The organism is Streptomyces sp. NPDC057287 (assembly GCF_042667905.1).
Classification (GTDB): Bacteria; Actinomycetota; Actinomycetes; order Streptomycetales; family Streptomycetaceae; genus Streptomyces.
The window spans coordinates 75,177-99,205 of sequence record NZ_JBHUYV010000019.1; the positions used below are offsets into that span (position 1 = coordinate 75,177).

17 protein-coding genes and 1 tRNA gene are annotated in these 24,029 nt (G+C 71.4%); 7 read left to right on the forward strand and 11 right to left on the reverse strand.

All coding sequences use genetic code 11. From position 1 onward, the window contains the following. Positions 1 to 72: 72 nt before the first annotated feature. From ACFUNE_RS30195 to ACFUNE_RS30215, 5 genes are all read right to left on the reverse strand, one after another. A complete protein-coding gene (locus ACFUNE_RS30195; protein ID WP_383574560.1) occupies positions 73 to 651 on the reverse strand; it encodes a 50S ribosomal protein L25/general stress protein Ctc in 579 nt (192 codons plus the stop codon). A 202-nt stretch (positions 652 to 853) separates the two neighbouring features. Further along, on the reverse strand, positions 854 to 1,831 hold the full coding sequence (locus ACFUNE_RS30200) for a ribose-phosphate diphosphokinase (RefSeq protein ID WP_329229727.1): 978 nt from the start codon (positions 1,829 to 1,831) through the stop codon (positions 854 to 856). A gap of 120 nt (positions 1,832 to 1,951) precedes the next feature. Beyond that, positions 1,952 to 3,400: a bifunctional UDP-N-acetylglucosamine diphosphorylase/glucosamine-1-phosphate N-acetyltransferase GlmU gene (gene glmU / locus ACFUNE_RS30205; RefSeq protein ID WP_383574700.1), complete on the reverse strand. Its 1,449-nt coding sequence runs from the start codon at positions 3,398 to 3,400 to the stop codon at positions 1,952 to 1,954. 109 nt (positions 3,401 to 3,509) lie between these two features. Beyond that, positions 3,510 to 3,580 (reverse strand) — tRNA-Gln (locus ACFUNE_RS30210). A 12-nt stretch (positions 3,581 to 3,592) separates the two neighbouring features. Next, positions 3,593 to 4,465 carry a hypothetical protein gene (locus ACFUNE_RS30215; RefSeq protein ID WP_383574562.1) on the reverse strand — a complete coding sequence of 291 codons (873 nt, stop codon included), beginning with the start codon at positions 4,463 to 4,465 and terminating at the stop codon, positions 3,593 to 3,595. A 155-nt stretch (positions 4,466 to 4,620) separates the two neighbouring features. Here ACFUNE_RS30215 and ACFUNE_RS30220 point away from each other — a divergent pair, with 155 nt between their 5' ends. Beyond that, positions 4,621 to 5,937 (forward strand): sensor histidine kinase, encoded by a 1,317-nt coding sequence (locus ACFUNE_RS30220; RefSeq protein ID WP_383574564.1) that lies wholly within the window; start codon positions 4,621 to 4,623, stop codon positions 5,935 to 5,937. A 50-nt stretch (positions 5,938 to 5,987) separates the two neighbouring features. On the opposite strand, the gene ACFUNE_RS30225 is transcribed toward ACFUNE_RS30220, so the two are convergent. Together ACFUNE_RS30225 and ACFUNE_RS30230 are read right to left on the reverse strand one after the other, a co-directional pair. Then, on the reverse strand, positions 5,988 to 6,506 hold the full coding sequence (locus ACFUNE_RS30225) for an SUKH-3 domain-containing protein (RefSeq protein WP_383574565.1): 519 nt from the start codon (positions 6,504 to 6,506) through the stop codon (positions 5,988 to 5,990). 10 nt (positions 6,507 to 6,516) lie between these two features. Beyond that, the gene (locus ACFUNE_RS30230; RefSeq protein WP_383574567.1) at positions 6,517 to 7,038 is read right to left on the reverse strand and encodes a YwqJ-related putative deaminase; all 522 of its coding nucleotides are present in this window, start codon (positions 7,036 to 7,038) and stop codon (positions 6,517 to 6,519) included. 237 nt (positions 7,039 to 7,275) lie between these two features. Between ACFUNE_RS30230 and ACFUNE_RS30235 the strand changes: the two genes are divergently transcribed. The 3 genes from ACFUNE_RS30235 to ACFUNE_RS30245 all read left to right on the forward strand — a co-directional run bounded on the left by ACFUNE_RS30235 (position 7,276) and on the right by ACFUNE_RS30245 (position 11,880). Further along, positions 7,276 to 8,253 (forward strand): SMI1/KNR4 family protein, encoded by a 978-nt coding sequence (locus tag ACFUNE_RS30235; RefSeq protein WP_383574569.1) that lies wholly within the window; start codon positions 7,276 to 7,278, stop codon positions 8,251 to 8,253. 5 nt (positions 8,254 to 8,258) lie between these two features. Further along, positions 8,259 to 10,778 (forward strand): SUKH-4 family immunity protein, encoded by a 2,520-nt coding sequence (locus ACFUNE_RS30240; protein ID WP_383574702.1) that lies wholly within the window; start codon positions 8,259 to 8,261, stop codon positions 10,776 to 10,778. Positions 10,779 to 10,983: 205 nt separating this feature from the next. Next, the gene (locus ACFUNE_RS30245; RefSeq protein WP_383574571.1) at positions 10,984 to 11,880 is read left to right on the forward strand and encodes a cellulose-binding protein; all 897 of its coding nucleotides are present in this window, start codon (positions 10,984 to 10,986) and stop codon (positions 11,878 to 11,880) included. Between the two features lie 95 nt (positions 11,881 to 11,975). On the opposite strand, the gene ACFUNE_RS30250 is transcribed toward ACFUNE_RS30245, so the two are convergent. The 3 genes from ACFUNE_RS30250 to ACFUNE_RS30260 all read right to left on the reverse strand — a co-directional run bounded on the left by ACFUNE_RS30250 (position 11,976) and on the right by ACFUNE_RS30260 (position 15,900). After that, complete coding sequence (locus tag ACFUNE_RS30250; RefSeq protein WP_383574704.1) at positions 11,976 to 13,553, reverse strand: cation acetate symporter; 1,578 nt, start codon at positions 13,551 to 13,553, stop codon at positions 11,976 to 11,978. A gap of 26 nt (positions 13,554 to 13,579) precedes the next feature. Further along, complete coding sequence (locus ACFUNE_RS30255; protein WP_383574573.1) at positions 13,580 to 14,140, reverse strand: DUF485 domain-containing protein; 561 nt, start codon at positions 14,138 to 14,140, stop codon at positions 13,580 to 13,582. A 143-nt stretch (positions 14,141 to 14,283) separates the two neighbouring features. After that, positions 14,284 to 15,900 (reverse strand): MFS transporter, encoded by a 1,617-nt coding sequence (locus ACFUNE_RS30260; protein ID WP_383574575.1) that lies wholly within the window; start codon positions 15,898 to 15,900, stop codon positions 14,284 to 14,286. Between the two features lie 340 nt (positions 15,901 to 16,240). Between ACFUNE_RS30260 and ACFUNE_RS30265 the strand changes: the two genes are divergently transcribed. The 3 genes from ACFUNE_RS30265 to mfd all read left to right on the forward strand — a co-directional run bounded on the left by ACFUNE_RS30265 (position 16,241) and on the right by mfd (position 23,432). Next, complete coding sequence (locus ACFUNE_RS30265) at positions 16,241 to 17,029, forward strand: ABC transporter ATP-binding protein (RefSeq protein ID WP_383574577.1); 789 nt, start codon at positions 16,241 to 16,243, stop codon at positions 17,027 to 17,029. Beyond that, positions 17,026 to 19,608, forward strand: a complete 2,583-nt coding sequence (locus ACFUNE_RS30270) for an ABC transporter permease (RefSeq protein WP_383574579.1) — start codon at positions 17,026 to 17,028, stop codon at positions 19,606 to 19,608. The genes ACFUNE_RS30265 and ACFUNE_RS30270 overlap by 4 nt, the downstream gene beginning before the upstream one ends. A 293-nt stretch (positions 19,609 to 19,901) precedes the next feature. Next, positions 19,902 to 23,432 carry a transcription-repair coupling factor gene (gene mfd, locus ACFUNE_RS30275; protein ID WP_383574581.1) on the forward strand — a complete coding sequence of 1,177 codons (3,531 nt, stop codon included), beginning with the start codon at positions 19,902 to 19,904 and terminating at the stop codon, positions 23,430 to 23,432. Here the strand turns inward: mfd and ACFUNE_RS30280 are convergent. Then, entirely contained in the window at positions 23,410 to 23,994 is a 585-nt protein-coding gene (locus ACFUNE_RS30280; protein ID WP_383574583.1) for a TetR/AcrR family transcriptional regulator, read from the reverse strand. The two genes, mfd and ACFUNE_RS30280, sit on opposite strands and share 23 nt — an antisense overlap. Positions 23,995 to 24,029 lie beyond the last annotated feature (35 nt).

Below are 24,029 nucleotides of genomic sequence, written 5' to 3' on the forward strand. Positions count from 1 at the left end.
TACAGGGAAACGGGGCGGCGGAACCCCCGGAAGGGAACCGCCACCCCGTCAGTGAAGCAGGTGGGGCGAGGATCAGGCCTCGGCGGGAGCCTCCTCGGCGGGGGCCTCCTCGACCTGCGCCGCGACGACCTGGAGCACGACGGCGTCGCCTTCACCGGCGAGCACGGAGCCCTTCGGCAGCGGGATGTCCTTCGCCAGGATCGAGTCGCCGGCGTCCAGACCCGCGATCGAGACCGTGACGGACTCGGGGATGTGGGTGGCCTCGGCCTCGACGAGCAGGGTGTTCTGCACGTACTCCAGGAGGTTGCCGCCCGGGGCCAGGTCGCCCTCGGCGTGCACCGCGATCTCGACCTCGACCTTCTCGCCGCGCTTCACGGTGAGGAGGTCGACGTGCTCGATGTTGCCCTTGATGGCGTTGCGCTGGACGGCCTTCGGGATGACCAGGGCGTCCTTGCCGTCGATCTCGAGACCGATGAGGACGTTGGCCGTACGGAGCGCGAGCTGCAGCTCGTGGGCCGGCAGGTTGATGTGGACCGACTCGGCGCCGTGGCCGTAGACGACCCCGGGAACCAGGTTGGCGCGACGGGTGCGACGGGCAGCGCCCTTGCCGAACTCCGTGCGGACCGTTGCGTCGAGCTTGATCTCAGCCATGCTGCACTCCTCGTGAGGTGACGAAAAACCGATGGTCACCCGGCCCACGACAGGCCTGCTACGAAGAGCGCGTCGATAACGGACCAGCGGCTCCCATGACCACGCATGAGAACGGCCTCCCTCGCCGAGCAACTCACTGAGTCTACCCGGCGGGGAGGCCGTACCCAAAGTCGATCACCCGGAGGTGGTCACCCGGAGGCGGTCACTCCTGCTCCTCGAACAGGCTCGTGACCGAACCGTCCTCGAAGACCTCACGGACCGCACGCGCGATCGTCGGAGCGATGGACAGCACCGTGATCTTGTCGATCTCCAGCTCGCCCGGGGTCGGCAGCGTGTCCGTGAACACGAACTCGCTGACCTTCGAGTTCTTCAGGCGGTCCGCGGCAGGGCCGGAGAGCACCCCGTGTGTCGCCGTCACTATGACGTCCTCGGCGCCGTGCGCGAACAGGGCGTCCGCCGCGGCGCAGATCGTGCCACCCGTGTCGATCATGTCGTCGACCAGGACACACACCCGGCCCTCGACGTTGCCGACGACCTCGTGGACGCTGACCTGGTTCGGCACGTCCTTGTCGCGGCGCTTGTGGACGATCGCCAGCGGCGCGTCCAGACGGTCGCACCAGCGGTCCGCCACCCGCACGCGGCCGGCGTCCGGCGACACGATCGTCAGCTTCGACCGGTCCACCTTCGCACCGACGTAGTCCGCCAGGATCGGCAGCGCGAACAGGTGGTCCACCGGGCCGTCGAAGAAGCCCTGGATCTGGTCCGTGTGCAGATCGACGGTGAGGATGCGGTCCGCACCCGCCGTCTTCATCAGGTCCGCGACCAGACGCGCCGAGATCGGCTCACGGCCACGGTGCTTCTTGTCCTGACGGGCGTAGCCGTAGAACGGCACGATCACTGTGATGGACCGTGCCGACGCGCGCTTCAGCGCGTCCAGCATGATCAGCTGCTCCATGATCCACTTATTGATCGGAGCCGTGTGGCTCTGGATCAGGAAGCAGTCGGCGCCGCGGGCGGACTCCTGGAAGCGTACGTAGATCTCGCCGTTGGCGAAATCGAAGGCCTTCGTCGGCACGAGACCGACACCCAGCTGGTGTGCGACCTCCTCGGCCAGCTCGGGGTGGGCGCGGCCGGAGAAGAACATCAGTTTCTTCTCGCCGGTCGTCTTGATCCCGGTCACAGCACAGTCTCCTCAGACGTGTATCTGGCGCCGCGCGCATGTGTCCCGATGTGCGACGAGCCAGCCGAAATGGGGTGAGCATCTATCACGGTACGCCGCCTTCGGCGTACCTGTTTCCGGTCAGCTTTCGCCGTCGGACTCCTGGGCGGCGGCCTGGGCGGCCTGAGCCGCCGCGCTCCCGGGACGCTTCCGGGCGACCCAGCCCGCGATATTCCGCTGCTGGCCCCGGGCCACGGCCAACGAGCCGGCCGGTACGTCCTTGGTGATGACCGAACCCGCCGCCGTGTAAACGCCGTCCCCGACCGTGACAGGCGCCACAAACATATTGTCCGACCCTGTCCGGCAGTGGGACCCGATCGTGGTGTGGTGCTTGGCCACCCCGTCGTAGTTCACGAAGACGCTCGCCGCACCGATGTTGGTGTGGTCACCGATCGTCGCGTCCCCCACGTAGCTGAGGTGAGGCACCTTCGTGCCCTCGCCGATCGTCGCGTTCTTCATCTCGACGTACGTACCCGCCTTGGACTTCGCACCCAGGCGCGTCCCCGGCCGCAGATAGGCGAAGGGGCCCACGGTGGCCGCGGGGCCCACCTCGGCGCCGTCCGCGACCGAGTTGTCCACCCGCGCGCCCGCGTGGACGACCGTGTCCTTCAGGCGGGAGTTCGGGCCGACCTCGGCGTCCTCCGCCAGGTGGGTCGTGCCGAGCAGCTGCGTCCCCGGGTGCACGATCGCGTCCCGCTCGTACGTCACCGTCGCGTCGATCAGGGTGGACGCCGGGTCCACGACCGTCACGCCGGCGAGCATCGCGCGCTCCAGGAGCCGCTCGTTCAGCAGGCGCCTGGCCTCCGCCAGCTGGAGCCGGTTGTTGATGCCCAGGATCTCCCGGTGGTCGCCCGCGACCGAGGCGCCGACGCGGTGCCCGGCCTCACGCAGGATCGACAGCACGTCGGTGAGGTACTCCTCGCCCTGGCTGTTGTCCGTACGCACCTTGCCGAGGGCTTCGCTCAGCAGGCGGCCGTCGAAGGCGAACACTCCCGAGTTGATCTCGCGGATCGCGCGCTGCGCGTCGGTGGCGTCCTTGTGCTCGACGATCTCGGTGACCGCCCCGGTGCCCGCGTCACGGACGATCCGGCCGTAGCCGGTCGAGTCCGGGACCTCCGCGGTCAGCACGGTGACGGCGTTCGCGTCGGCGGCGTGGGTGGCGGCCAGCGCGGAGAGGGTCTCGCCCGACAGCAGCGGGGTGTCGCCGCAGACGACGATCACGGTGCCGTCGACGGTGCCGCCCAGCTCCTCCAGGCCCATCCGCACGGCGTGCCCGGTGCCGTTCTGCTCGGCCTGGAATGCGGTGCGCACGGGGGTGTCCCCGGCGGAGAGGTGTGCGGTGACCTGCTCGCTGGCGTGACCGACGACCACGACGAGGTGCTGGGGGTCGAGCTCACGGGAGGCGGCGACGACATGTCCGACGAGCGAGCGCCCGGAGATCTCGTGCAGGACCTTGGGGGTCTTCGACTTCATGCGGGTGCCCTCACCCGCTGCGAGGACGACGACGGCGGCCGGGTGGTGGACGCTCACGGGATTGCCCTTCGGCTTTCGGGTGGTGGACACCCGCAGGATACCGGGGGCGTTTACGCCCGAAACGAGCGCGGGCCCCGACCGGTGAGGTCGGGGCCCGCGCTCGGAGCTCCCGGGGAAGGAATCGAACCCTCATTCAATGGACCAAAACCATTTGTCCTGCCATTAGACGACCCGGGATGGTCTGTGGTGTTATGCCCGATTCTCTTGATCGGTGCATTTCGCAGCCCCTACTATGCCGCACCACCAGCCCTCGATGCGACGGTACAGGTCCGCACTTTTCAGAACTCGGACCACAAGGCAACCTCGGTAACCCTCACCTGTGTTCTTTCGATTCGTCTTCGGGGTGTGCCTTTTGAGCGTGGTCTTGCCGAACGCGGAGGCCGTGGCACCTGTGAGGTCGGCCCAGTAGTGCTCCGTCGCTGCGACGTCGGCCGACTCGTGGATGTGGACGTGGAACCGGAGGTGCTCCGGAGATACGCCCAGGAGGCGTAGCCATGCCAGATAGACGGAGATCATGTCGGGGTCGCTGTTGATGAAGGTGACCCTCTCCTGTGAACGGTAGGGCTTCGACTTGCTCCCCTCCGCCCAATAGAGGCCCACGCCGACCAGGAACAGTTCGCGCGGGCTGAGTGAGCCGATCTCCGCCGCCGCCGCCTTCTTCGTCCGTACCCGTTCGGCATCGCGCCGTTGGAGAGTCGCTTCCCAGCCGCGACGAGCGATCTCGGATGCCTGCTCGGCGGTGCGTTTCCGTTCTGGCTTCGGCAGATCCCGTACCCATAGCGAGATCGACCCCTTGGAACACCCCAGCTCCACCTGGATCTGGTCGTAGGTCATGCCCTGGAGCCGCAGCTCCCGGGCCTTCGCGCGCAGGTCGTCCTTGGCGTTCGGGCGCTTCGTCCATTCCGGGGCCGGCTCGCCCTCCAGGAGGCGGTTGAGGATGTCGTTGTTGTCGACGAGCAGCCGGTCCCGGATCTGGCGACGGCTCAACCCCTCCCTCCGCAGGGCGACCGCCTTCTCGCGCAGCCCTTCGAAGTCCGCGTACTTGCCGCTGGCATGTGTCATTCAGACAGCGTCGTCCGGAATGCGGACGTCCGGGTCGAAAGAATGCTCGTTTCACCGGATCGTGCGATCTGCCTGTGTTTGGCGTACGACCGGTCACTTTCCGTGCTGATGGAGTCTCCGGAAAAACAGATGCGCCCGCCCGTAGGCTGGATGCCATGACCGCAACGGGGGCAGACCGGGAAGCGGCGGGTCCGACCACCCGCGGCTACTGGTGGTGGGAGCGGCGGCGCAGTGTCGTCCTGGACGTGGGGCTGGCGCTGGTCTCGGCGCTGGAGTGCGCGCTGGAGGGGGTGGAGTTCGCCGGGGACACCGGGCTGCCGGTGCCGCTCGCGGTGCTCTTCGGTCTGCTCGCGGGTTCGGTCCTGGTGGTGCGCAGGCGGTGGCCGATCGCCGTGGTGCTGGTGTCGATCGCGACGACGCCCGCCGAGATGGGCTTCCTGATGGGGATCGTCGGGCTGTACACCCTGGCTGCTTCCGAGGTGCCGCGCAGGATCACGGTCGTGCTGACGGGGATGACGCTGGTCGGCACGTTCATCGTGTCGTACGTGCGGCTCCGGCAGAGCGTGGACGCCCATGCCGATTTCGGGCCGGGCGTCTGGTACGTGCCGGTGGTGTCCCTCTTCATGTCCCTGGGGCTGACGGCGCCCTCGGCGATCTTCGGCCTGTACATCGGGGCGAGGCGCAGGCTGATGGAGAGCCTTCGGGAGCGGGCGGATTCGCTGGAGCGGGAGCTGTCGCTGCTGGCGGACCGGGCGGAGGAGCGGGCCGAGTGGGCGCGTACGGAGGAGCGGACCCGGATCGCCCGGGAGATGCACGACGTGGTGGCGCACCGGGTGAGCCTGATGGTGGTGCACGCGGCGGCGCTGCAGGCGGTGGCTCCGAAGGATCCGGCGAAGGCGGTGCGCAATGCGGCGCTGGTGGGGGACATGGGCCGGCAGGCGCTGACGGAGCTGCGGGAGATGCTCGGGGTGCTGCGGAGCGGGGACGCCCTGGCTGCCCCGCGGACGGGGCGGGTGCCGCTCGCGTCGGTGGGGCGGGTGGCGGCCGTGGTCGCGGCGGCGGCGGTGGAGGACGGGCCGCGGCTGTGCGAGGTGGAGGCGCTGGTGGCGCAGTCCCGTGAGGCGGGGATGACGGTCGAGCTGTCGGTGGAGGGGGAGCTGCGTCCGTACGCCCCGGAGGTGGAGCAGACGGCGTACCGGGTGGTGCAGGAGGCGTTGACGAACGTCCACAAGCATGCGGCGGGTGCGAGGACGTGGGTGCGGCTCGCGCATCGGGGGGCCGAGGTGGCGATGCAGGTGGAGAACGGTCCGACGGACGGTGCGACGGCGGATGCGGGGCTGCCGAGCGGCGGTAACGGTCTGGTGGGTATGCGGGAGCGGGTGCTGGGGCTCGGAGGTGTGTTCGTGTCGGGGCCGACGGACGCGGGGGGTTTCCGGGTGTCGGCGGTGCTGCCGGACGCCGGGGCGGCGTAGGGCGTCTTCCCTGGCGGGGCTTCTCCGGCCGGGAACGCCCGGTCGTGTTCTCAGCCGGAGGTGAGGCGGGCGGGCTGTGCTCCGGTCATGAGGGTCTCGAGGGCGCGGTCGATGTCGGAGCCGAGGTACCAGTCGCCGGTGTGGTCGATGGAGTAGACGCGGCCTTCGCTGTCGATGGCGAGGACGGCCTGTCCGTCGCCTTCCTCGCCGAGGGGTGCGACGTCGGTCTCGAGGGCGCGTCCGAGGTCGGCGAGTGTGCGGGCCAGGTGGAGTCCGCTGATGGGGTCGATGCGGACGGTGGTGGTGGCGATCTGCCGGCCGGGTGCGGACGAGGTGATGCTCAGTCCGCCGAATTCGGCCCAGGCCTCGACCGCGGCGGGGAAGACGGCGTGCTGGTGTCCGGCGGGGGAGGCGTGGGAGCGGAGGGCGTCGGCCCATTCCTCGGCCTGGCGGATGTCCCAGCGTCCCGGTTTCCACCCGGCGTCGCGGAGGGCGGCGTCCACGCCCACGGGGAAGCGGGTGGTGGAGGTGCGGTTCTGTTGGGCGGGTACGTCGTTCCGGTCGTGCATGGTGGTGTGCTCAGCCCTTCTGGGCGGTGTTCGCCGCACCTGTGGTGAGGTCGACGGGGCGTACGCCGAAGTGGGCGAGCATCGCCGTGCAGGAACGGCAGGGGGGTGCGTAGCTGCCGTGCAGGGGGTCGCCGTCCTCGCGGATGCGGCGGGCGGTGAGGCGGGCGTGTTTGAGTGCGCGGCGGGCCTCGCCGCTGGTGAGGGGTTTTCGCTGGGCCCGTTTGGAGCGGCTGTCGTCGGCCGCGGTGAGCTGGCGTGACAGGAGTATGGCTTCGGGGCAGCGTCCGGTGAAGCGTTCGCGCTGGTTGCTGGTGAGCGTGTCGAGGAAGTCCTGTACGAGCGGGTGGAGGACCGGTGGCTGGTCACCCTTGCCGGCGGTGCAGGTCAGTGTTTCCCCGTGTACGGACAGGGCTGCGGCCACCGCGGGCAGGATGCCGTCGCGGCGGTGGTGGAGACGGGGTGCGTGGTTGGGCTCGGTGGTGCTCCAACTGAGTCGCGGGTCTCCGGATGTGACTGTTTGTGCTGTGCGCATGGTGCTGGTTTCCCTCCCTGCAATCCCCCGAGTTGCGGGGGACAGCCTGCCAAATATGCAGGGTGCTGCGGAAGCTGGGTCGGCGAAACGTGTGTGCGTGTCGCGGCTCGGTGGCCTGGTTGTCGCGTGTCCGTCACGCGCTGGTGACGTTCGGTGAGTGGGGGTGCGGGGCTGGGGGCGTTGTTGCGTCACCGCATAGGCTGTGCGGAACACCGGACGCAGCAGGGGGCAACCGCCATGACGACAGGTCGGCTCGGTCAGCAAGCCGCGCCACCGAACGCGGCCTATGCCGGGCAGGTCGTTCACTTCCCGGATCCTGTCCGGGCGTCCCGCCACCCTAGAGGTGTGCGTGTGGACGGGAACGGCTATCCGGTGCTTTCGCCGTACGCGCGTGCGGCGGCGGAGATCGCGGATCCTCCTCCGGGGTTCGGTGTCGACGAGTTGCGGCTGACGGACTACGTGTCGGCGAACGCGGCGCTGGCGGCGAGTGGTCATGAGCTGTGGGACACGATTCCCGCGGTGGCGACCCCGCACGGCTGGACGTGGCATCACGTGGCGGGTGGCCGGCGCATGGAGCTGGTCCCGGTCGAGGTGAAGGCGCTGCTGCGTCATCACGGTGGCCTGGCGACGACTCCGGTGGATCAGAACCGGCGGGGGACGCGGCCGCTGCAGGAGACGCGGCCCGCTCACTTCCGGCTGCCCAAGGGGTCCGTGGCGGTGGGTGAGCAGCAGATCCTGGGTGTCGAGGAGGATCTGGGTTACCGGCTCCCGGGTGCGTACCGGTCGTTCCTGAAGGCGGCCGGCGGCTCGGCTCCGGTGGGTGCGGCGTTGGACGCGGAGCTCGGGCTGCTGGTGGATCAGCCGTTCTTCACGGTGCGCGAGGAAGCGGCCGTGAACGACCTGGTGTACGTCAACAAGTGTCTGCGGGACCACTTCACGAAGGATTTCCTGGGTGTGGCCTTCGTCCAGGGCGGCATTCTCGCGGTGAAGGTGCGCGGTGGTGGCGTGGGGTCGGTGTGGTTCTGCGCGTACGACGACGCGCGGGATCAGGACGGTTGGGGTGTGCAGGATCGGGTGGACCGGCTGCTGCTGCCGTGCGGTGAGGATTTCGATGCTTTCCTTCAGCGTCTCGCGGGTAATCCGCCGGAGCTGGAGACGGTGGCGAACCTGATGGTGGACGGTGGCTTCGCGCGGGCCGTCCCGGTGGAGGGGTGAGCGCGGTGGTGACCTTCGCGCAGGCGCAGGAGCGGGCGGACGAGTGGGTCAACGGTGACGTGCCCGCGTATCAGCACCGTGAGGTCCGGGTCCGTGAGTTCGAGCTGGGTTTCGTGGTGTGGGCCGAGGACCGGGCGGAGGGCCCTGTTTCGGACGGTGGCTGTCAGCGGCTGGTGATCGCCCGGGACAGTGGTGAGGCCACGTTGTGGCCGGGGCTGCCGGTGGGCGAGGTCATCCGGCGTTACGAGGAGGACTACGGGGTGTCCGCGGAGGTGCACTCCGCTCCGGAGCCGCCGCAGCGCATCGACCTGAATCAGACGTCGTTCCTGCTGACTCCTCCGGAGTGGCTGCAGGAGGCGGCGGACAAGCTGGGCATTCCGGACCGGCGTGCGGAGGCGGATGCGCCGCCTGCCGGCGCGGTGCCGTCCGCTCCTGCTGCTTCTGCTCCGGTTCCGGACGTCTCTTCTCCGTCCGTTCCCGCGCCGGGTCCTTCTTCTTCCGTGCCCGCGCAGGCCGGTGCCGATTCGGGGGCCGCGTGGCCCGCTGCCGGTGGGCAGCAGGACCACGAGCCGACCGCGAACGACGGTGTGCCCGCCGGGGGGACTCCCTGGGCGGGTACGGACACGAACGCGTACGGGGACGAGGGCGGGGTGCCGCTGCCGGCGACGGTGTTCGCGCCGCCGCTCTCGGGGTCGGACGACGACGGGACTCCGCCGCCGGTCGTTCCGGCGGAGGCTCCTACGGCGCTGATGTCGGGTGGCAGCCAGTTGCCGCGGACCGCGATCGTTCCCGGCCTGGATCCGCAGGCGCCGCCGCAGGGGCCTGCGGCTCCCGCGGCCCCTGCTCCCGCCGGTCGTACGGCGCCGGGTGCGGGGGACATCGCCGACGCGGCGACGAGCAAGGCCGTCGTCCCGCCGCGGGGTGCGCGGGGGCCGGGTCCGACGACTCCGCCGCCTCCTGGGGCGCCCGGTACGCCGGGGGTGCGGCCGGGGGCGACTCCGCCGCCTTCGGGGCCGGGTGCGCCGGGTGCGCCGGCGGGTGGGTACGTGCCGACGCAGATGGTCTCCCAGCTCGGCCCTCCGGGGGCTCCGGCTCCCGGTGCGACGCCGCCTCCGGGCGCGCCGCGGCCGCCTGCTCCTCCTGGGCCTCCCGGTCCGCCTCCGGGTGCGACGCCGCCTCCGGGCGGCGGGATGCACCACGCCGCGACGATGTTCGCCGATGCGAGCATCGGCGGCCCGAGCGCGCCGCGTCCTCCGGGGCCGCCCGGCGCCCCGGGTGCTGTGCCGCCGCCTCCGCCCGGTTCCACGCCGCCTCCGGGTCCTCCCGGGCCTCCCGGTCCGCCTCCGGGTGCGACCCCGCCTCCGGGCGGAGGGGTGCACCACGCCGCGACGATGCTGGCGGGTCCGGGGCCGGTCGGTCAGGGTGCGCCGCAGCCCCCCGGTCCTCCGGGACCGCCCGGTGCGCCGGGGATGGCGGGCCCTCCCGGGATGCCGGGTCCGCACACCCCGCCGCCGCCTTCGGGGGCGTACGGCTATCCGCAGCAGCCGGCGGGTCAGCCGACGGTCGGTCCCGGCTATCAGGCGGTGCTGCGCTTCCGTGCGGCCGACGGCAGCGAGCAGCAGCTGATCCGGCGTTCGGCGCCGGGTACTCCGCATCCGGAGTGGCAGATGCTGCACGAGCTGCGCGCGATGGGTGTGCCGCCGCAGCAGGTGATCGAGCTGCACACGGAGCTGGAGTCGTGTGAGCTTCCGGGTGGTTACTGTGCGCGGATGATCCGGGAGACCTGGCCGCAGGTCCGGATCACGAGTGTGGCGCCGTACGGCACGGATCACGCGAGCCGTCAGCAGGGCATGCAGCATCTGCTGACGCATCAGGGTGAGCTGCACCAGGTGGCCGACGGTCCGGCGCGGCCCGCTCCGGTGCGGGCGCCGTTGCCGCAGATGCCGCCGGCGACGGCGGTGCCTCCGGAGGCGCTGGCGGAGGAGCTGCACGGGGCGTTCGGTCCGGGGGTGCTGCGTTTCGACCAGCGGGCGGTGTCCCGTCAGGGCGTGCCCGAGGTGGTGGCGCGGACGCTGGTGTGGGCGGGTCTGCCGGCGGATTTCGGGCCGTTCTTCTGGGCGCAGCCGGGTCATCCGGTGGTGCCGACGCTGGCGGAGCTTGCGGCGCAGCGTCAGGTGCAGCCGGCGTCGGACGCGGGTTCGTATCTGGTGATGGGTTCGGACTTCGGCCGGGCGATCTGTGTGCAGTACGGCACGGCGAACATCGTGGCCGTGCCGGTGGAGGCGGGTCCGGGTGGTCAGCCGGTGCCGCCGCAGTTCGTGAACTCGGGGCTGCCGGAGTTCGTGCGGTCGATGGCGTTGCTGGGCCGGATGTGGCGGCTGAGGTACGGGCTGAATCCGGAGCAGGCGGGCCGTTGGACCGTCGATTTCCAGGCGCAGCTGGTGGCGGTCGATCCGGCGGCGCTGGCGTCGCCGGAGAGCTGGTGGTCGGTTCTGCTGGAGCAGATGTGGGACGGGCTGCTGTGAGGCGGTCCGGCCGGATCTGATCGGTTGTGTGTGAGGCGCTCGTCCCCTGCGGGGGGCGGGCGCCTTTTCTGTGTGGGGTTCTGTGATGCGGGTCGCTTCCGTCCTGAATGCAGCTGATCGATTCCGACTTCCGGGCCAATTACCGCATCCTTGACGTATTGCTGGATGGTCGGGGAGTCGGAGAGCGGGAAAGAGGGCTTCAGGGATGAGTGGTGGACCGGTGTCCGCGCACGGTTTCGTCGGTGTACGGGGGCGTGGTTACCGTCCTGAACAGGTGGACCGCGCGGTGGCCTCGCTGTCGGCGGAGCGGGACGGGGCCTTGGAGCGGTTGTCCCGGCTGACGGCGCTGGCCGAGGAGCTGGTGGCGGAGTCGGCTCGGCTGGGCGGGGTGGTGGCCTCCCTGGCGCCGCAGACGTATCAGTCGCTGGGGGAGCGGGCGCAGCAGATCCTGGCGCTGGCGGAGGCCGAGGCGGAGGCGGCCGGGAGTGCGGCCCAGGAGGAGGCGCAGGCGCTTCGGGACGCGGCGGACGCGGCGGGACGCCGGTCGCGTGAGGCGGCGCGCGAGGGGGCGGGTGCTGTGCGGGCCGCGGCGGATGCCCGCGCGGAGGAGGTGCTGGCCGCGGCGCGGGATGCGGCCGGGGCGCTCGTGGAGGAGGCGCGCGAGGACGCCGGAGGGCTGCGGGCTGCCGCAGAGGCGGAGATGGCGGAGACGCGCCGCCGTACGGCGGGTGTGCTGTCGCATCAGGAGCAGGAGCATGCCGAGCGGGGCAAGGCGGCGGATGCGGAGATCGCCGGGGCCGAGGCCGCCGTGTCGGAGCGCGAGTCGGAGCTGACGGCCCGTGGGGAGGAGCTGCTCGCACTGGCCCGGCGCGAGGTGGCGGAGGCGGAGGAGGCGGCCCGGCACGGCCAGGAGGACGCGGACGCGCGTGCGGCGGAGCTGCTGTCGGGCGCCGGGATGGCGGAGGAGCGTGTGGTGCGGGAGACGGAGCGGATCCTGCGGGAGCACGAGGAGGGCCGCGAGGAGGTCCAGGCGCACATGACGCACGTACGCGAATCGCTGGCGGCGTTGACGGGGCGTGCGGTGGCGGGTCCGGCGGAGTGACTCCGGGCCGGGGCGGGGCCGGTCGGCGGGCACGCCGGGGGCCGGGTGGGCTGTGTCGTCGTCCGAGCGGTCACCCGAGCCGCTGAGCGGGCCGGTCAGCGCCGTCCGGCCGGTGGGGCCCCAGCGAGGATCCAGGGTTCGACGGCCTCGTACTGGCGGCGCTGTCCGGTGGCGTCGGCGTTCGGGCCGCGTACGCTGCCGAGCCAGCCGGCCAGGAAGCCGAAGGGGATGGAGACCAGGCCGGTGGTGGTGAGCGGGAACCAGTTGAAGTCGCGGTGGGGGAAGACGGATCCGGGGGACCCGGAGACGAGGTTGGTGCCGGTGATGAGGACGAGGACGCAGGCGGTGCCGCCGATGAGGGTGCAGAGCAGGCCGGTCCGGGTGAAGCGGCGCCAGAACATGCTGTAGACGAGTGCGGGTGCGATGGCGGACGCACCGATGCAGAAGGACAGGGTCACCAGGGCCTGGACGTTCCAGTGGCGGGCGAGGACGGCGAGGGTGACGGCGAGTGCTCCGACGCCGACGGCCGCTGCCTGGGCCGTGGCCATCTCGGTGCGGTTCCTCATCGGCCTGCCGGTCCGCAGGCCGTGGGCGAACAGGTCGTGGGCGAGGGAGTTGGCGCAGGCCAGGATCATTCCGGCGACCGAGGCGAGCAGGGTCAGGAAGATCGCCGTGGTCATGGTGGTGACGACGAGTGCTCCGAGCTCGCCGCCGCCCGCGACGGCGCCGGTGACCTGGAGGATCGCGCTGTTGCCCTGGGCTCCGGCGGCGGTGATGCGGTCGTGTCCGACGAGGGCGGCGGCTCCGAAGCCGGTGACGGCGAGGAGCAGGCAGAGGCAGACGACGACGGAGACGGCCCACGAGAGGGAGCGGCGGACCGCCCGGGCGTTGCGGACGCTGGTCATCCGCATGGTGATGTGGGGCAGGCAGGCGGCGCCGAGGACGACGGTCAGTTCGGAGCTGATCATGTCGAGGTCGTTGCCGCCGAACTGGAGCCCGGAGTGCAGGTAGGCGGCGCCCGCCCCGCTGCCGGTCGTGGCGGCGTGGAGGAGGGCGCCGGTGTCCCAGTCGTAGCGGTCGAGGACGAGCACGGAGACGAGGAGGCCCGCGCCGAGGAGGGCGACGGTCTTGATGATCTGGATCAGGGCGGTGCCCTTCATCCCGCCGATGGCCGCGTAGCCGATCATGACGACGCCGAGGGCGATGATGGATCCGGTGCGGAATCCGGAGCTGTCGAAGCCGAGGATGAAGGCGAGCAGATCGCCGCTGCCGGCGAGCTGGACGACCATCAGCGGCAGCAGCGCGGCGAGGGTGACGGCGCAGGAGGCGATGCGGGCGGCCCGGCCGGGGGCGCGGCGGGTGAGCATGTCGCCCATGGTGAACCGGCCCGCGTTGCGCAGGGGTTCGGCGAGCAGGAACATCAGCAGGACCAGGGACAGCGCCGTGCTGAGGGCGAGCACGAGTCCGTCGTGGCCGGTGAGGGCGATGACTCCGGTGGTGCCGAGGACGGTGGCGGCGGAGAGGTAGTCGCCGGCGATGGCGAGGCCGTTGCGCACGGGTGAGAGCGAGCGGTAGCCGGTGTAGAACGCGTCGAGGTCGTCGCGGTCGGGGCCGGTCATGACGCAGAGCAGCAGGGTGACGCTGGCGACGGCGATGAACGCGGTGAGGGACATCGTCTGCGCGGACTCGTCGAATCCGTTCACCGGCCCGCTCCTGTCCTGCGGTTGTGGGCCGGGGTGCGGGTGGTGTCGTGGCAGAGGCGGCCGGCCCGGTCGCGGAGTCCGGCGCCGAGCGGGTCGACGGTGCGGCGGGCGGTCCACTCGTAGAGGGCGACCGCGGCCAGTGTGACGGGGAGCTGGCACAGGCCGAGGAGGAGGCCGATGGTGAGTCCGCCGTCGCCGACGGACCGGGTCATCAGGGCGGGGGCGTAGCCGGACAGGAGGAGGAACAGGGTGAAGTAGCCGAGTGCGGTGAGGGTCGAGACGCGGCGCAGCAGGCGGTAGGCGGTGCGCAGCCGTCGCAGGTCGCTGTGGTGTCCGGGTGCCGGCGCGGAGCCCGGCCGGGGCGCGGACGGGCGGGGCGGTGGCGGAGGCGGGGAGCTCTGCCAGGGCATGAGGTAGTCGCCGGGGTACGGGGGAGAAGCGGGGCGGTACGGGGGCGGCGCGGGGCGGTGCGGGGGTGGTGTCTCGCGGTGCGGGGGCGCTGCGGGGCGCGGGGGCTGTCCGGGCGGGTGTGGGGGTGGCTGCGAGTGGTGCGGCATGGCGGTGCTCCTTGCATGGCTCGGGTCCGGGGACGGACTGCAAGGCAGGCGCGCGGTGCGCTGTCGGGAGCGCGTACGTTACTCGCGGGTATCGCGGAGGGGGAGGGATACGGGCTAACTACCCCTGGTAACACGCCAGTTGTCTAGTCCTGCGGCGTCCGGGGAGCGCTCTCGTGCTCGTCCAGGACCGGGAAGCGGCGCGGAGCCAGGACGACGAGCACCAGCAGGGCGAGGGCTGCCGCGCCCGCGGCGCCGGTGAACACGTGGTCGACGGCGGTGTCGACGGCCCGCCGCAGCTGGTCCGTCGCCGCGGCGGAGAGGGCGGCCGGGTCCTCCAGGGCGTGCGAGACCGCGTCCAGGTCGCCGGGCAGCCCCGGGACGGGGGAGGCGGTGAGCCGGGAGGTGAGCACGCCGTTGGCGACGGCGCCGAAGACCGCGGCGCCCAGGCTCTGGCCGACCTGACGGCAGAAGAGGACGGACGCCGTCGTCGTCCCCCGCTCGGCCCAGCCCACCGTCGACTGGACCCCGATGATCAGCGGGAGCTGGAAGAGGCCGAGCGTCGCGCCGAGCAGCAGCATGAGCAGGGCGGGCTGCCAGGCGGCGCCGGGGTAGGGCAGCAGCGGGAAGCAGAGCAGGACCAGCAGGGCTCCGGACATGCCGATGATCGCGGTGCGGCGGAAACCGATGCGGTTGTAGACCCGGTCGGAGAGCGCGGCGGAGACGGGCCAGCTCAGGGTCATCACCGACAGGACGAACCCGGCGGCGATCGGGCCCAGTCCGAGGACGGACTGGGCGTACGTCGGCAGGAAGACCGTCGGCGCGACCATGAGGAGCCCCATCGCGCCGAGCGCGAGATTGACCGAGGCGATGGTGCGGCGCTTCCACACCCAGCCCGGGATGACGGGCTCCGCGGCCCGCCGCTCGATGAGGACCGTGAGGCCCGCCAGTGCCGCGCTCGCCCCGAGCAGCCCGAGCGAGGGGGCGGAGAGCCACGGCCAGGCGACGCCGCCCTGGACGAGCGCCGTCAGGAGGAGCGCACCCGTGGCGAACACCGCGAGGGCGCCCGCCCAGTCGATGCGGGCGCGGGTCGCCGGGCGGGGTCGGGCCGGTTCGTGGAGGTGACGGACCACCAGCCAGAGGGCGACGGCGCCGACGGGCAGATTGATCAGGAAGATCCAGCGCCAGTCGGCGTACGCGGCGAGCAGTCCGCCGACCGCGGGTCCCGCCACCGCCGAAGTGGCCCAGACCGTGGACAGCTTGGCCTGGATCTTCGGGCGTTCCCTGAGCGGGTACAGGTCGGCGGCGATGGTCTGCACCGTGCCCTGGAGGGCGCCGCCGCCGAGCCCCTGCACGACACGGAAGGCGATGAGGGCGGCCATGTTCCAGGCGGCGGCGCACAGGACGGAGCCCACCAGGAAGAGGATGATGCCCGCGACCAGGACGGGCTTGCGGCCGAAGGTGTCGGAGAGCTTCCCGTACACCGGCAGGGTGACGGTCACGGCGAGCAGATAACCGGAGAAGAGCCAGGAGAAGACGGCGAATCCGCCGAGGTCGCCGACGATCTGCGGGACGGCGGTGGCGACGATCGTGCCGTCGATGGCGGCGAGGCCCATGCCGAGCATGAGGGCCGCTGCGACCGGGCGCCGGCCGCGGGCGGTCTCCCGCGCCGTGGTCGGGGAGGGTTCCCCGAGCGCCGCCTCCGGGCTGTCCGTGCCGCCGGTGCCGTCCGTGCCGCCCACAGGGGTTCCTTCCCTATGCATCTATTTTCCCGGGTGACACTGTCTCACCGTCCACGGCCCGGCGGGAGTCGCAGGCCGAGGGGTGAGACCCCTACTCAGGTCCTGCTCCGGCGGCGCGGACCCCTAGGGGGAGCTCCGTAGTAGGGCCCGGGGGGCGTTCCTCCCGGCGGAGGACGAGACGGCGGTGCCCCGTTCCTTACCGTGGTCCTACACCGGGGGATGCGGTCGGCCGCAGGGGGCGGGGTGGGGAAAACCCCCCGTGAAGACTGCGCCGGGCACCACTGCGCTCGACCCCCTTCGCCACCGAGACTCGGAACGTACACAGAGACGTCCGCGCATCGACCGACATAGGAGAAAAACCGTGACAACGGCTGTAACCATTCCCAGGCACGGGGACACTGGAGGGCGTACGGCCGTCGCTGCACGGGCGCGGCAGGTCGTCAAGGCGTACGGGGCGGGCGAGACCCGGGTCGTGGCGCTCGACCACGTCGACGTGGACATCGTCCGCGGACAGTTCACGGCGATCATGGGCCCGTCCGGATCCGGCAAGTCGACACTGATGCACTGCCTCGCGGGTCTGGACACGGTGACCTCGGGCACGATCCACCTCGCCGACACCGAGATCACCGGTCTCAAGGACAAGAAGCTGACGCAGCTGCGCCGGGACCGGATCGGTTTCATCTTCCAGGCGTTCAACCTGCTCCCGACGCTCAACGCGCTCGAGAACATCACGCTGCCGATGGACATCGCCGGCCGCAAGGCCGACGCGGACTGGCTGCGGCAGGTGGTGGAGACCGTCGGCCTCGCCGAGCGGCTGAAGCACCGGCCCACACAGCTCTCCGGGGGCCAGCAGCAGCGCGTCGCGGTGGCCCGGGCGCTCGCCGCCCGCCCCGAGATCATCTTCGGTGACGAGCCCACCGGGAACCTGGACTCGCGGGCCGGTGCCGAGGTGCTGTCCTTCCTGCGCAGGTCCGTCGACGAGCTCGGCCAGACCATCGTCATGGTCACCCACGACCCCGTGGCCGCCTCGTACGCGGACCGGGTCCTCTACCTCGCCGACGGAGCCATCGTCGACGAGATGAAGAACCCGACGGCCGAGCAGGTCCTGGACCGGATGAAGGACTTCGACGCGCGCGGGCGGACGTCATGACCGTGTGGAAGACCTCGATGCGCAACTTCCTCGCGCACAAGGGGCGGATGGCGCTCTCCGCCGTAGCCGTCCTGCTGTCGGTGGCGTTCGTGTGCGGCACGCTCGTCTTCACCGACACCATGAACACCACCTTCGACAAGCTCTTCGCGGCGACGTCCGCCGACGTCACGGTCAGCCCGAAGAAGGCGGCCGGCGCCGACGACCTCCCGGAGAACGGCAAGCCCGAGGCGCTCCCCGCGTCCGTCGTGACCGAGGTCGCCGGAGCCGACGGGGTGAAGAAGGCCGAGGGCGCGGTCACCAGCATGGCCGTCACCCTCGTCGACAGCCACAACAAGAACCTCGGGTCCGACACCGGAGCCCCGACCATCGCGGGCAACTGGACCACCAACGACCTGCGTTCCATGGAGATCACCTCCGGCCACGCCCCGCGCGGCCCGACCGAGGCCATGATCGACGCCGACACCGCGGAGAAGCACCATCTGAGGCTCGGCGACGAGGTGCGCACCATCTCCGTCACCGGCGACATCGAGGCGCGGATCAGCGGGATCGCCTCGTTCACCGTGACCAACCCCGGCGCGGCCGTCGTCTACCTCGACACCGCCACCGCGCAGCGGAAGCTGCTGGGCGCCCCCGGTGTCTTCACCCACATCTCGGTCACTGCCGAACCCGGTGTCGGCGACCCCGAGTTGAAGAAGAGCGTCGCCGCCGCCCTGGGCGGCACGGCCGCGTACAAGCTGCAGACCCAGAAGGAGGCCGCGGCCGCCGGCAAGGACTCCATGGGGTCCTTCCTGGACGTCATGAAGTACGCGATGCTCGGGTTCGCCGGGATCGCCTTCCTCGTGGGCATCTTCCTGATCGTCAACACCTTCTCGATGCTGGTCGCCCAGCGCACCCGCGAGATCGGCCTGATGCGGGCCATCGGCTCCAGCCGCAAGCAGGTCAACCGGTCCGTGCTGGTCGAGGCGGTCCTCCTGGGCATCGTCGGGTCGGTCCTGGGCGTCGGCGCCGGCATCGGTCTCGCCGTCGGGCTGATGAAGCTCATGGGCGCCGTGGGCATGGAGCTGTCCACCAAGGACCTCACCGTCGCCTGGACGACACCGGTGACCGGGCTCGTGCTCGGCATCGTCGTCACCGTCCTCGCCGCGTACGTCCCGGCCCGCCGGGCCGGCAAGGTCTCGCCGATGGCCGCCCTGCGGGACGCGGGGACCCCCGCGGACGCGAAGTCCGGCTGGATCCGGGCCGGTCTCGGCCTGGTCCTCACCGGTGCCGGAGCCGCGGGCCTGTGGGCGACGACACGGGTGGACGAGGCGAGCGAGGGCTCGCTCTACCTCGGCCTGGGCGTGGTCCTCACCCTCATCGGCTTCATCGTGATCGGTCCGCTGCTGGCCGGCGCGGTCGTGCGGGTGCTCGGTCTCGTCGTCCTGCGGCTGTTCGGCCCGGTCGGGCGGCTGGCGGAGCGCAACGCGCTGCGCAACCCCCGGCGTACGGGAGCGACCGGCGCGGCACTGATGATCGGCCTCGCGCTGGTGGCGTGCCTCTCGGTCGTCGGCTCGTCCATGGTCGCGTCGGCCACCGAGGAGCTCGACAAGTCGGTCGGTACGGACTTCATCGTCCAGTCGAACACGGGGCAGCTCCTCGTGCCGCAGGCTGCCGAGGCCGTCGAGAAGGTGCCCGGCATCGAGCACGTCACGGACTACAAGGTCCTCGCGGCGAAGCTCACCAACCCCGACGGCTCGACCGCGGACGAGCAGGTCACCGCCGCCGACCCGACGTACCCGCAGGACCTGCGGCGCAAGACCGTCGCCGGTGACCTGGCCAAGGCGTACGGCGCGAACGCGATGTCGGTCGGCTCGGACTACGCCACCCTGCACAGGATCGAGGTCGGGGACGAGCTCACCGTCGCCTTCAAGGCCGGCGACACGGCGAAGCTGGAGGTCGCCGCGATCACCTCGGACGAGACGAACGTCGACCGGGGCGCGATGTACATCAACGTCACCACCGCCGAGCGCCACGTCAGCGCCGACAGGATGCCCGGGAACATGATCATGTTCGCCTCGGCGGAGGACGGCAAGGAGAAGGACGCGTACGCCGCCCTCAAGAGCGCGCTCGCCGCGTACCCGCAGTACAAGGTGCAGAACCAGGCCGACTTCAAGGAGGACCTGAAGGACCAGATCGGCCAGCTGCTGAACATCGTCTACGGCCTGCTCGCCCTGGCGATCATCGTCGCGGTGCTCGGTGTGGTGAACACCCTGGCCCTGTCGGTGGTCGAACGCACCCGTGAGATCGGCCTGATGCGGGCGATCGGCCTCTCCCGCCGCCAGCTGAGGCGCATGATCCGGCTGGAGTCCGTCGTCATCGCCCTGTTCGGCGCGCTGCTCGGACTCGGCCTGGGGATGGGCTGGGGCACCTCGGCCCAGAAGCTGCTGGCGCTGGAGGGGCTGGGGGTCCTGGAGATCCCGTGGCCGACGATCCTCACCGTGTTCGTCGCCTCGGCCTTCGTCGGACTGTTCGCCGCCCTGGTCCCCGCCTTCCGGGCCGGCCGGATGAACGTCCTGAACGCGATCGCCACGGACGGGTGACGGCGGCGGTCGTAGGATGACGAGTCCGGCCCCGGTGCGTTCCTCCAAACGCTCCGGGGCCGGTTCGCGTCCGGCTTCCGTTCCCAGGCGTGCATGACCGGTACGTCGTACTGGGGGATCCATTTGTCGCGGGTGGCGATCTTCAGCCGTTCGGCCAGCCCCGCCGCAGCCGTCCGGACAACGGCGTTCCCTCGCGCGAGTGACACACCGGCGTCGTACGCTGGAGACCCCGGCCCGTCCCACGTGTCGGGCCCTTCGCGTTGCCCACTCGCCACACCGGACGGAATCCCTTCATGAGCCTGCACGGTCTGCTGGATGTCGTCGTCACCGACCCGGCGCTCTCCGAAGCGGTGAAGGCCGCCTCCGACGGCCACCGGGCCCATGTCGACCTGGTCGGCCCGCCCGCCGCCCGCCCCTTCGCCGTGGCCGCGCTGGCCCGTGAGGCCGGGCGGACCGTGCTGGCCGTCACCGCGACCGGACGGGAGGCCGAGGACCTGGCGGCCGCGCTGCGGACCCTGCTGCCCCCGGACACCGTGGCGGAGTTCCCCTCCTGGGAGACGCTGCCCCACGAGCGCCTCTCGCCCCGCTCGGACACCGTGGGCCGTCGCCTCGCGGTGCTGCGCAGGCTCGCGCACCCCCGGCCGGACGACCCGGAGACCGGTCCGGTCAGCGTGGTCGTCGCACCGGTCCGCTCCGTGCTCCAGCCGCAGGTCAAGGGGCTCGGCGACCTGGAGCCCGTCGCGCTGAGCAGCGGGCGGACCGCGGATCTGGGCGAGGTCGTGGACGCGCTCGCGGCAGCGGCGTACTCCCGTGTGGAACTGGTCGAGAAGCGCGGCGAGTTCGCTGTGCGCGGCGGCATCCTGGACGTCTTCCCGCCGACCGAGGAGCACCCCCTTCGGGTGGAGTTCTGGGGCGACGACGTCGAGGAGATCCGCTACTTCAAGATCGCCGACCAGCGGTCCCTGGAGGTCGCCGAGCACGGGCTGTGGGCCCCGCCCTGCCGTGAGCTGCTGCTCACCGAGGACGTGCGGTCGAGGGCGGCGGCCCTCGCGGAGGAGCACCCCGAGCTGGGCGAGCTGCTCGGGAAGATCGCCGAGGGCATCGCGGTCGAGGGCATGGAGTCGCTGGCCCCGGTGCTCGTGGACGAGATGGAGCTGTTGCTCGACGTCCTGCCGAAGGGCTCGATGGCGCTGGTCTGCGACCCGGAGCGGGTGCGGGCCCGGGCGGCCGACCTCGTCGCGACCAGCCAGGAGTTCCTCCAGGCCTCCTGGGCGGCCACGGCGGGCGGTGGCGAGGCCCCGATCGACGTCGGCGCGGCGTCCCTGTGGGGCATCGCCGACGTCCGGGACCGGGCCCGTGAGCTGGGCATGATGTGGTGGTCGGTGGCCCCCTTCGCCGCCGACGACGAGATCGACGACGACACCCTGAAGCTGGGGATGCGCGCGCCGGAGACGTACCGCGGCGACACCGCCCGGGCGCTCGCCGACACCAAGGGCTGGCTCTCCGACGGCTGGCGCACGGTGTACGTCACCGAGGGCCAGGGCCCCGCCTCCCGCACCGTGGAGGTGCTCGGCGGCGAGGGCATCGCGGCCCGCCTCGACCAGGACCTGACCGCGATCACGCCGTCGCTCGTCCACGTCTCGTGCGGCGCCATCGGCAACGGCTTCGTCGACCCGGCCCTGAAGCTGGCCGTGCTGACCGAGACGGACCTGACCGGTCAGCGCACCGCCAGCAAGGACCTGGGGCGGATGCCGGCCCGGCGCCGCAAGTCCGTCGACCCGCTGACCCTGCAGGCGGGGGACTACATCGTCCACGAGCAGCACGGCGTGGGCCGCTACATCGAGATGGTGCAGCGCACCGTGCAGGGCGCGACCCGTGAGTACCTCCTCGTCGAGTACGCCCCCGCCAAGCGCGGCCAGCCGGGCGACCGCCTCTACATCCCCACCGACCAGCTGGAGCAGGTCACCAAGTACGTCGGCGGGGAGGCCCCGACCCTGCACCGGCTCGGCGGCGCCGACTGGACGAAGACGAAGCAGCGGGCGAAGAAGGCGGTCAAGGAGATCGCCGCCGACCTGATCAAGCTGTACTCGGCGCGGATGGCCGCCCCCGGTCACGCCTTCGCCCCGGACACCCCGTGGCAGCGCGAGCTGGAGGACGCCTTCCCGTACGCGGAGACGCCCGACCAGCTGTCCACGATCGCCGAGGTCAAGGAGGACATGGAGAAGTCCGTCCCGATGGACCGGCTGATCTGCGGCGACGTCGGTTACGGCAAGACGGAGATCGCGGTGCGCGCGGCCTTCAAGGCGGTCCAGGACGGCAAGCAGGTCGCGGTCCTGGTGCCGACGACGCTCCTGGTCCAGCAGCACTTCGGGACCTTCACCGAGCGGTACGCCCAGTTCCCCGTCAACGTACGGGCGCTGAGCCGCTTCCAGTCGGAGACCGAGTCGAAGGCGACGCTGGAGGGGCTCAAGGACGGTTCCGTCGACCTGGTGATCGGCACGCACCGGCTGTTCTCGTCGGAGACGAAGTTCAAGGACCTGGGCCTGGTCATCGTCGACGAGGAGCAGCGTTTCGGTGTCGAGCACAAGGAGCAGCTGAAGAAGCTCCGCGCCAACGTGGACGTGCTCACCATGTCGGCTACGCCCATCCCCCGTACGCTCGAGATGGCCGTGACCGGCATCCGCGAGATGTCGACGATCACGACGCCCCCCGAGGAGCGGCACCCGGTCCTCACCTTCGTCGGCCCGTACGAGGAGAAGCAGATCGGCGCGGCCGTCCGGCGTGAACTCCTGCGTGAGGGCCAGGTGTTCTACATCCACAACCGGGTCGAGTCCATCGACCGGGCCGCGGCGCGGCTGCGCGAGATCGTGCCCGAGGCGCGGATCGCGACGGCGCACGGGCAGATGGGCGAGAGCCAGCTGGAGCAGGTCGTCGTCGACTTCTGGGAGAAGAGGTTCGACGTGCTGGTCTCGACGACGATCGTCGAGTCGGGCATCGACATCTCCAACGCCAACACGCTGATCGTGGAGCGCGGCGACAACTTCGGCCTCTCCCAGCTGCACCAGCTGCGCGGCCGGGTCGGCCGTGGCCGGGACCGGGGCTACTCCTACTTCCTCTATCCGCCGGAGAAGCCGCTGACGGAGACCGCGCACGAGCGCCTCGCGACGATCGCCCAGCACACCGAGATGGGCGCGGGCATGTACGTGGCCATGAAGGACCTGGAGATCCGCGGCGCCGGGAACATGCTCGGCGGCGAGCAGTCCGGTCACATCGCGGGGGTCGGCTTCGACCTCTACATCCGGATGGTCGGAGAGGCGGTCGCGGACTACCGGGCGGCCGTGGACGGTTCCGTCGAGGAGGAGCCGCCGCTGGAGGTCAAGATCGAGCTGCCGGTCGACGCGCACGTCCCGCACGACTACGCCCCGGGTGAGCGGCTGCGCCTCCAGGCCTACCGCTCGATCGCCTCCGCCAATTCGGAGGAGGACATCAGGGCGGTGCGCGAGGAGCTCACCGACCGCTACGGGAAGCTGCCGGAGCCGGTGGAGAACCTCCTGCTGGTGGCGGGCCTGCGGATGCTGGCCCGTGCCTGTGGGGTGGGCGAGGTCGTGCTCCAGGGGCCGAACATCCGCTTCGCGCCGGTGGAGCTGCGGGAGTCGCAGGAGCTGCGGCTGAAGCGGCTGCACCCCAAGACGATCTTCAAGCCGGCCACGCGTCAGATCCTGGTGCCGCGCCCGACCGCCGGCCGGATCGGCGGGAAGCCCGTGGTGGGCCGCGAACTCCTCTCGTGGACCGGGGAGTTCCTCACGACGATCCTGGGTTCGTAGGGCTGTCGAAGAGGAGCCCGGCGAGGACGCGGAACACCTCGCCGGGGTCCCGTCCGCCGACGGGGTCCTCCAGGTTGCCGCTGAGCAGCAGGGTGGCGAAGCCGTGGGCGAGGGACCAGGCGGCGACGCCCGCGAGCCGGGCGTCCTCGCCCCGCGCCGCGTCGGGCAGGTCGCCGACGCCGGCTTGCAGCGCCTCCGTGGCGCGCGCCTTCGCAGTGAGCAGCGCCGCGTCGTCGGGCCGGTACAGCTCGGGACGGAACATCACCTGGAAGTGCGCCGGGTGCCGGGCGGCGAACCGTACGTAGGCGACGCCCCGCTCCCGTAGGTCCGGTGCGTCCGCGAGGGCGTCGGCGAAGAGCGCGTAGCCCTCGGCCGCGACGGCGGTGAGCAGCCCGGTGCGGTCCTTGAAGTGGTGGGCCGGTGCGGCGTGCGAGACGCCCGCTCGGCGGGCCAGGTCCCGGAGGGACAGGGCGTCGGGGCCGTCGGCCTCGATGACGTCGAGGGCGGCGGTGAGGACGGCACGCCGCAGGTCGCCGTGGTGGTAGGTGCGCTCACTGGTCATAGGACGTAACGGTACGCCGAATCTAGCCATTGACA

Bases quoted from the DNA above. Each gene is read 5' to 3' on its own strand.
- ACFUNE_RS30195 (WP_383574560.1), bottom strand. From the start codon at position 651: ATGGCTGAGATCAAGCTCGACGCAACGGTCCGCACGGAGTTCGGCAAG.
- ACFUNE_RS30215 (WP_383574562.1), bottom strand. From the start codon at position 4,465: ATGACACATGCCAGCGGCAAGTACGCGGACTTCGAAGGGCTGCGCGAG.
- ACFUNE_RS30220 (WP_383574564.1), top strand. From the start codon at position 4,621: ATGACCGCAACGGGGGCAGACCGGGAAGCGGCGGGTCCGACCACCCGC.
- ACFUNE_RS30225 (WP_383574565.1), bottom strand. From the start codon at position 6,506: ATGCACGACCGGAACGACGTACCCGCCCAACAGAACCGCACCTCCACC.
- ACFUNE_RS30230 (WP_383574567.1), bottom strand. From the start codon at position 7,038: ATGCGCACAGCACAAACAGTCACATCCGGAGACCCGCGACTCAGTTGG.
- ACFUNE_RS30235 (WP_383574569.1), top strand. From the start codon at position 7,276: ATGACGACAGGTCGGCTCGGTCAGCAAGCCGCGCCACCGAACGCGGCC.
- ACFUNE_RS30245 (WP_383574571.1), top strand. From the start codon at position 10,984: ATGAGTGGTGGACCGGTGTCCGCGCACGGTTTCGTCGGTGTACGGGGG.
- ACFUNE_RS30250 (WP_383574704.1), bottom strand. From the start codon at position 13,553: ATGTCCCTCACCGCGTTCATCGCCGTCGCCAGCGTCACCCTGCTGCTC.
- ACFUNE_RS30255 (WP_383574573.1), bottom strand. From the start codon at position 14,140: ATGCCGCACCACTCGCAGCCACCCCCACACCCGCCCGGACAGCCCCCG.
- ACFUNE_RS30260 (WP_383574575.1), bottom strand. From the start codon at position 15,900: ATGCATAGGGAAGGAACCCCTGTGGGCGGCACGGACGGCACCGGCGGC.
- ACFUNE_RS30270 (WP_383574579.1), top strand. From the start codon at position 17,026: ATGACCGTGTGGAAGACCTCGATGCGCAACTTCCTCGCGCACAAGGGG.
- mfd (WP_383574581.1), top strand. From the start codon at position 19,902: ATGAGCCTGCACGGTCTGCTGGATGTCGTCGTCACCGACCCGGCGCTC.
- ACFUNE_RS30280 (WP_383574583.1), bottom strand. From the start codon at position 23,994: ATGACCAGTGAGCGCACCTACCACCACGGCGACCTGCGGCGTGCCGTC.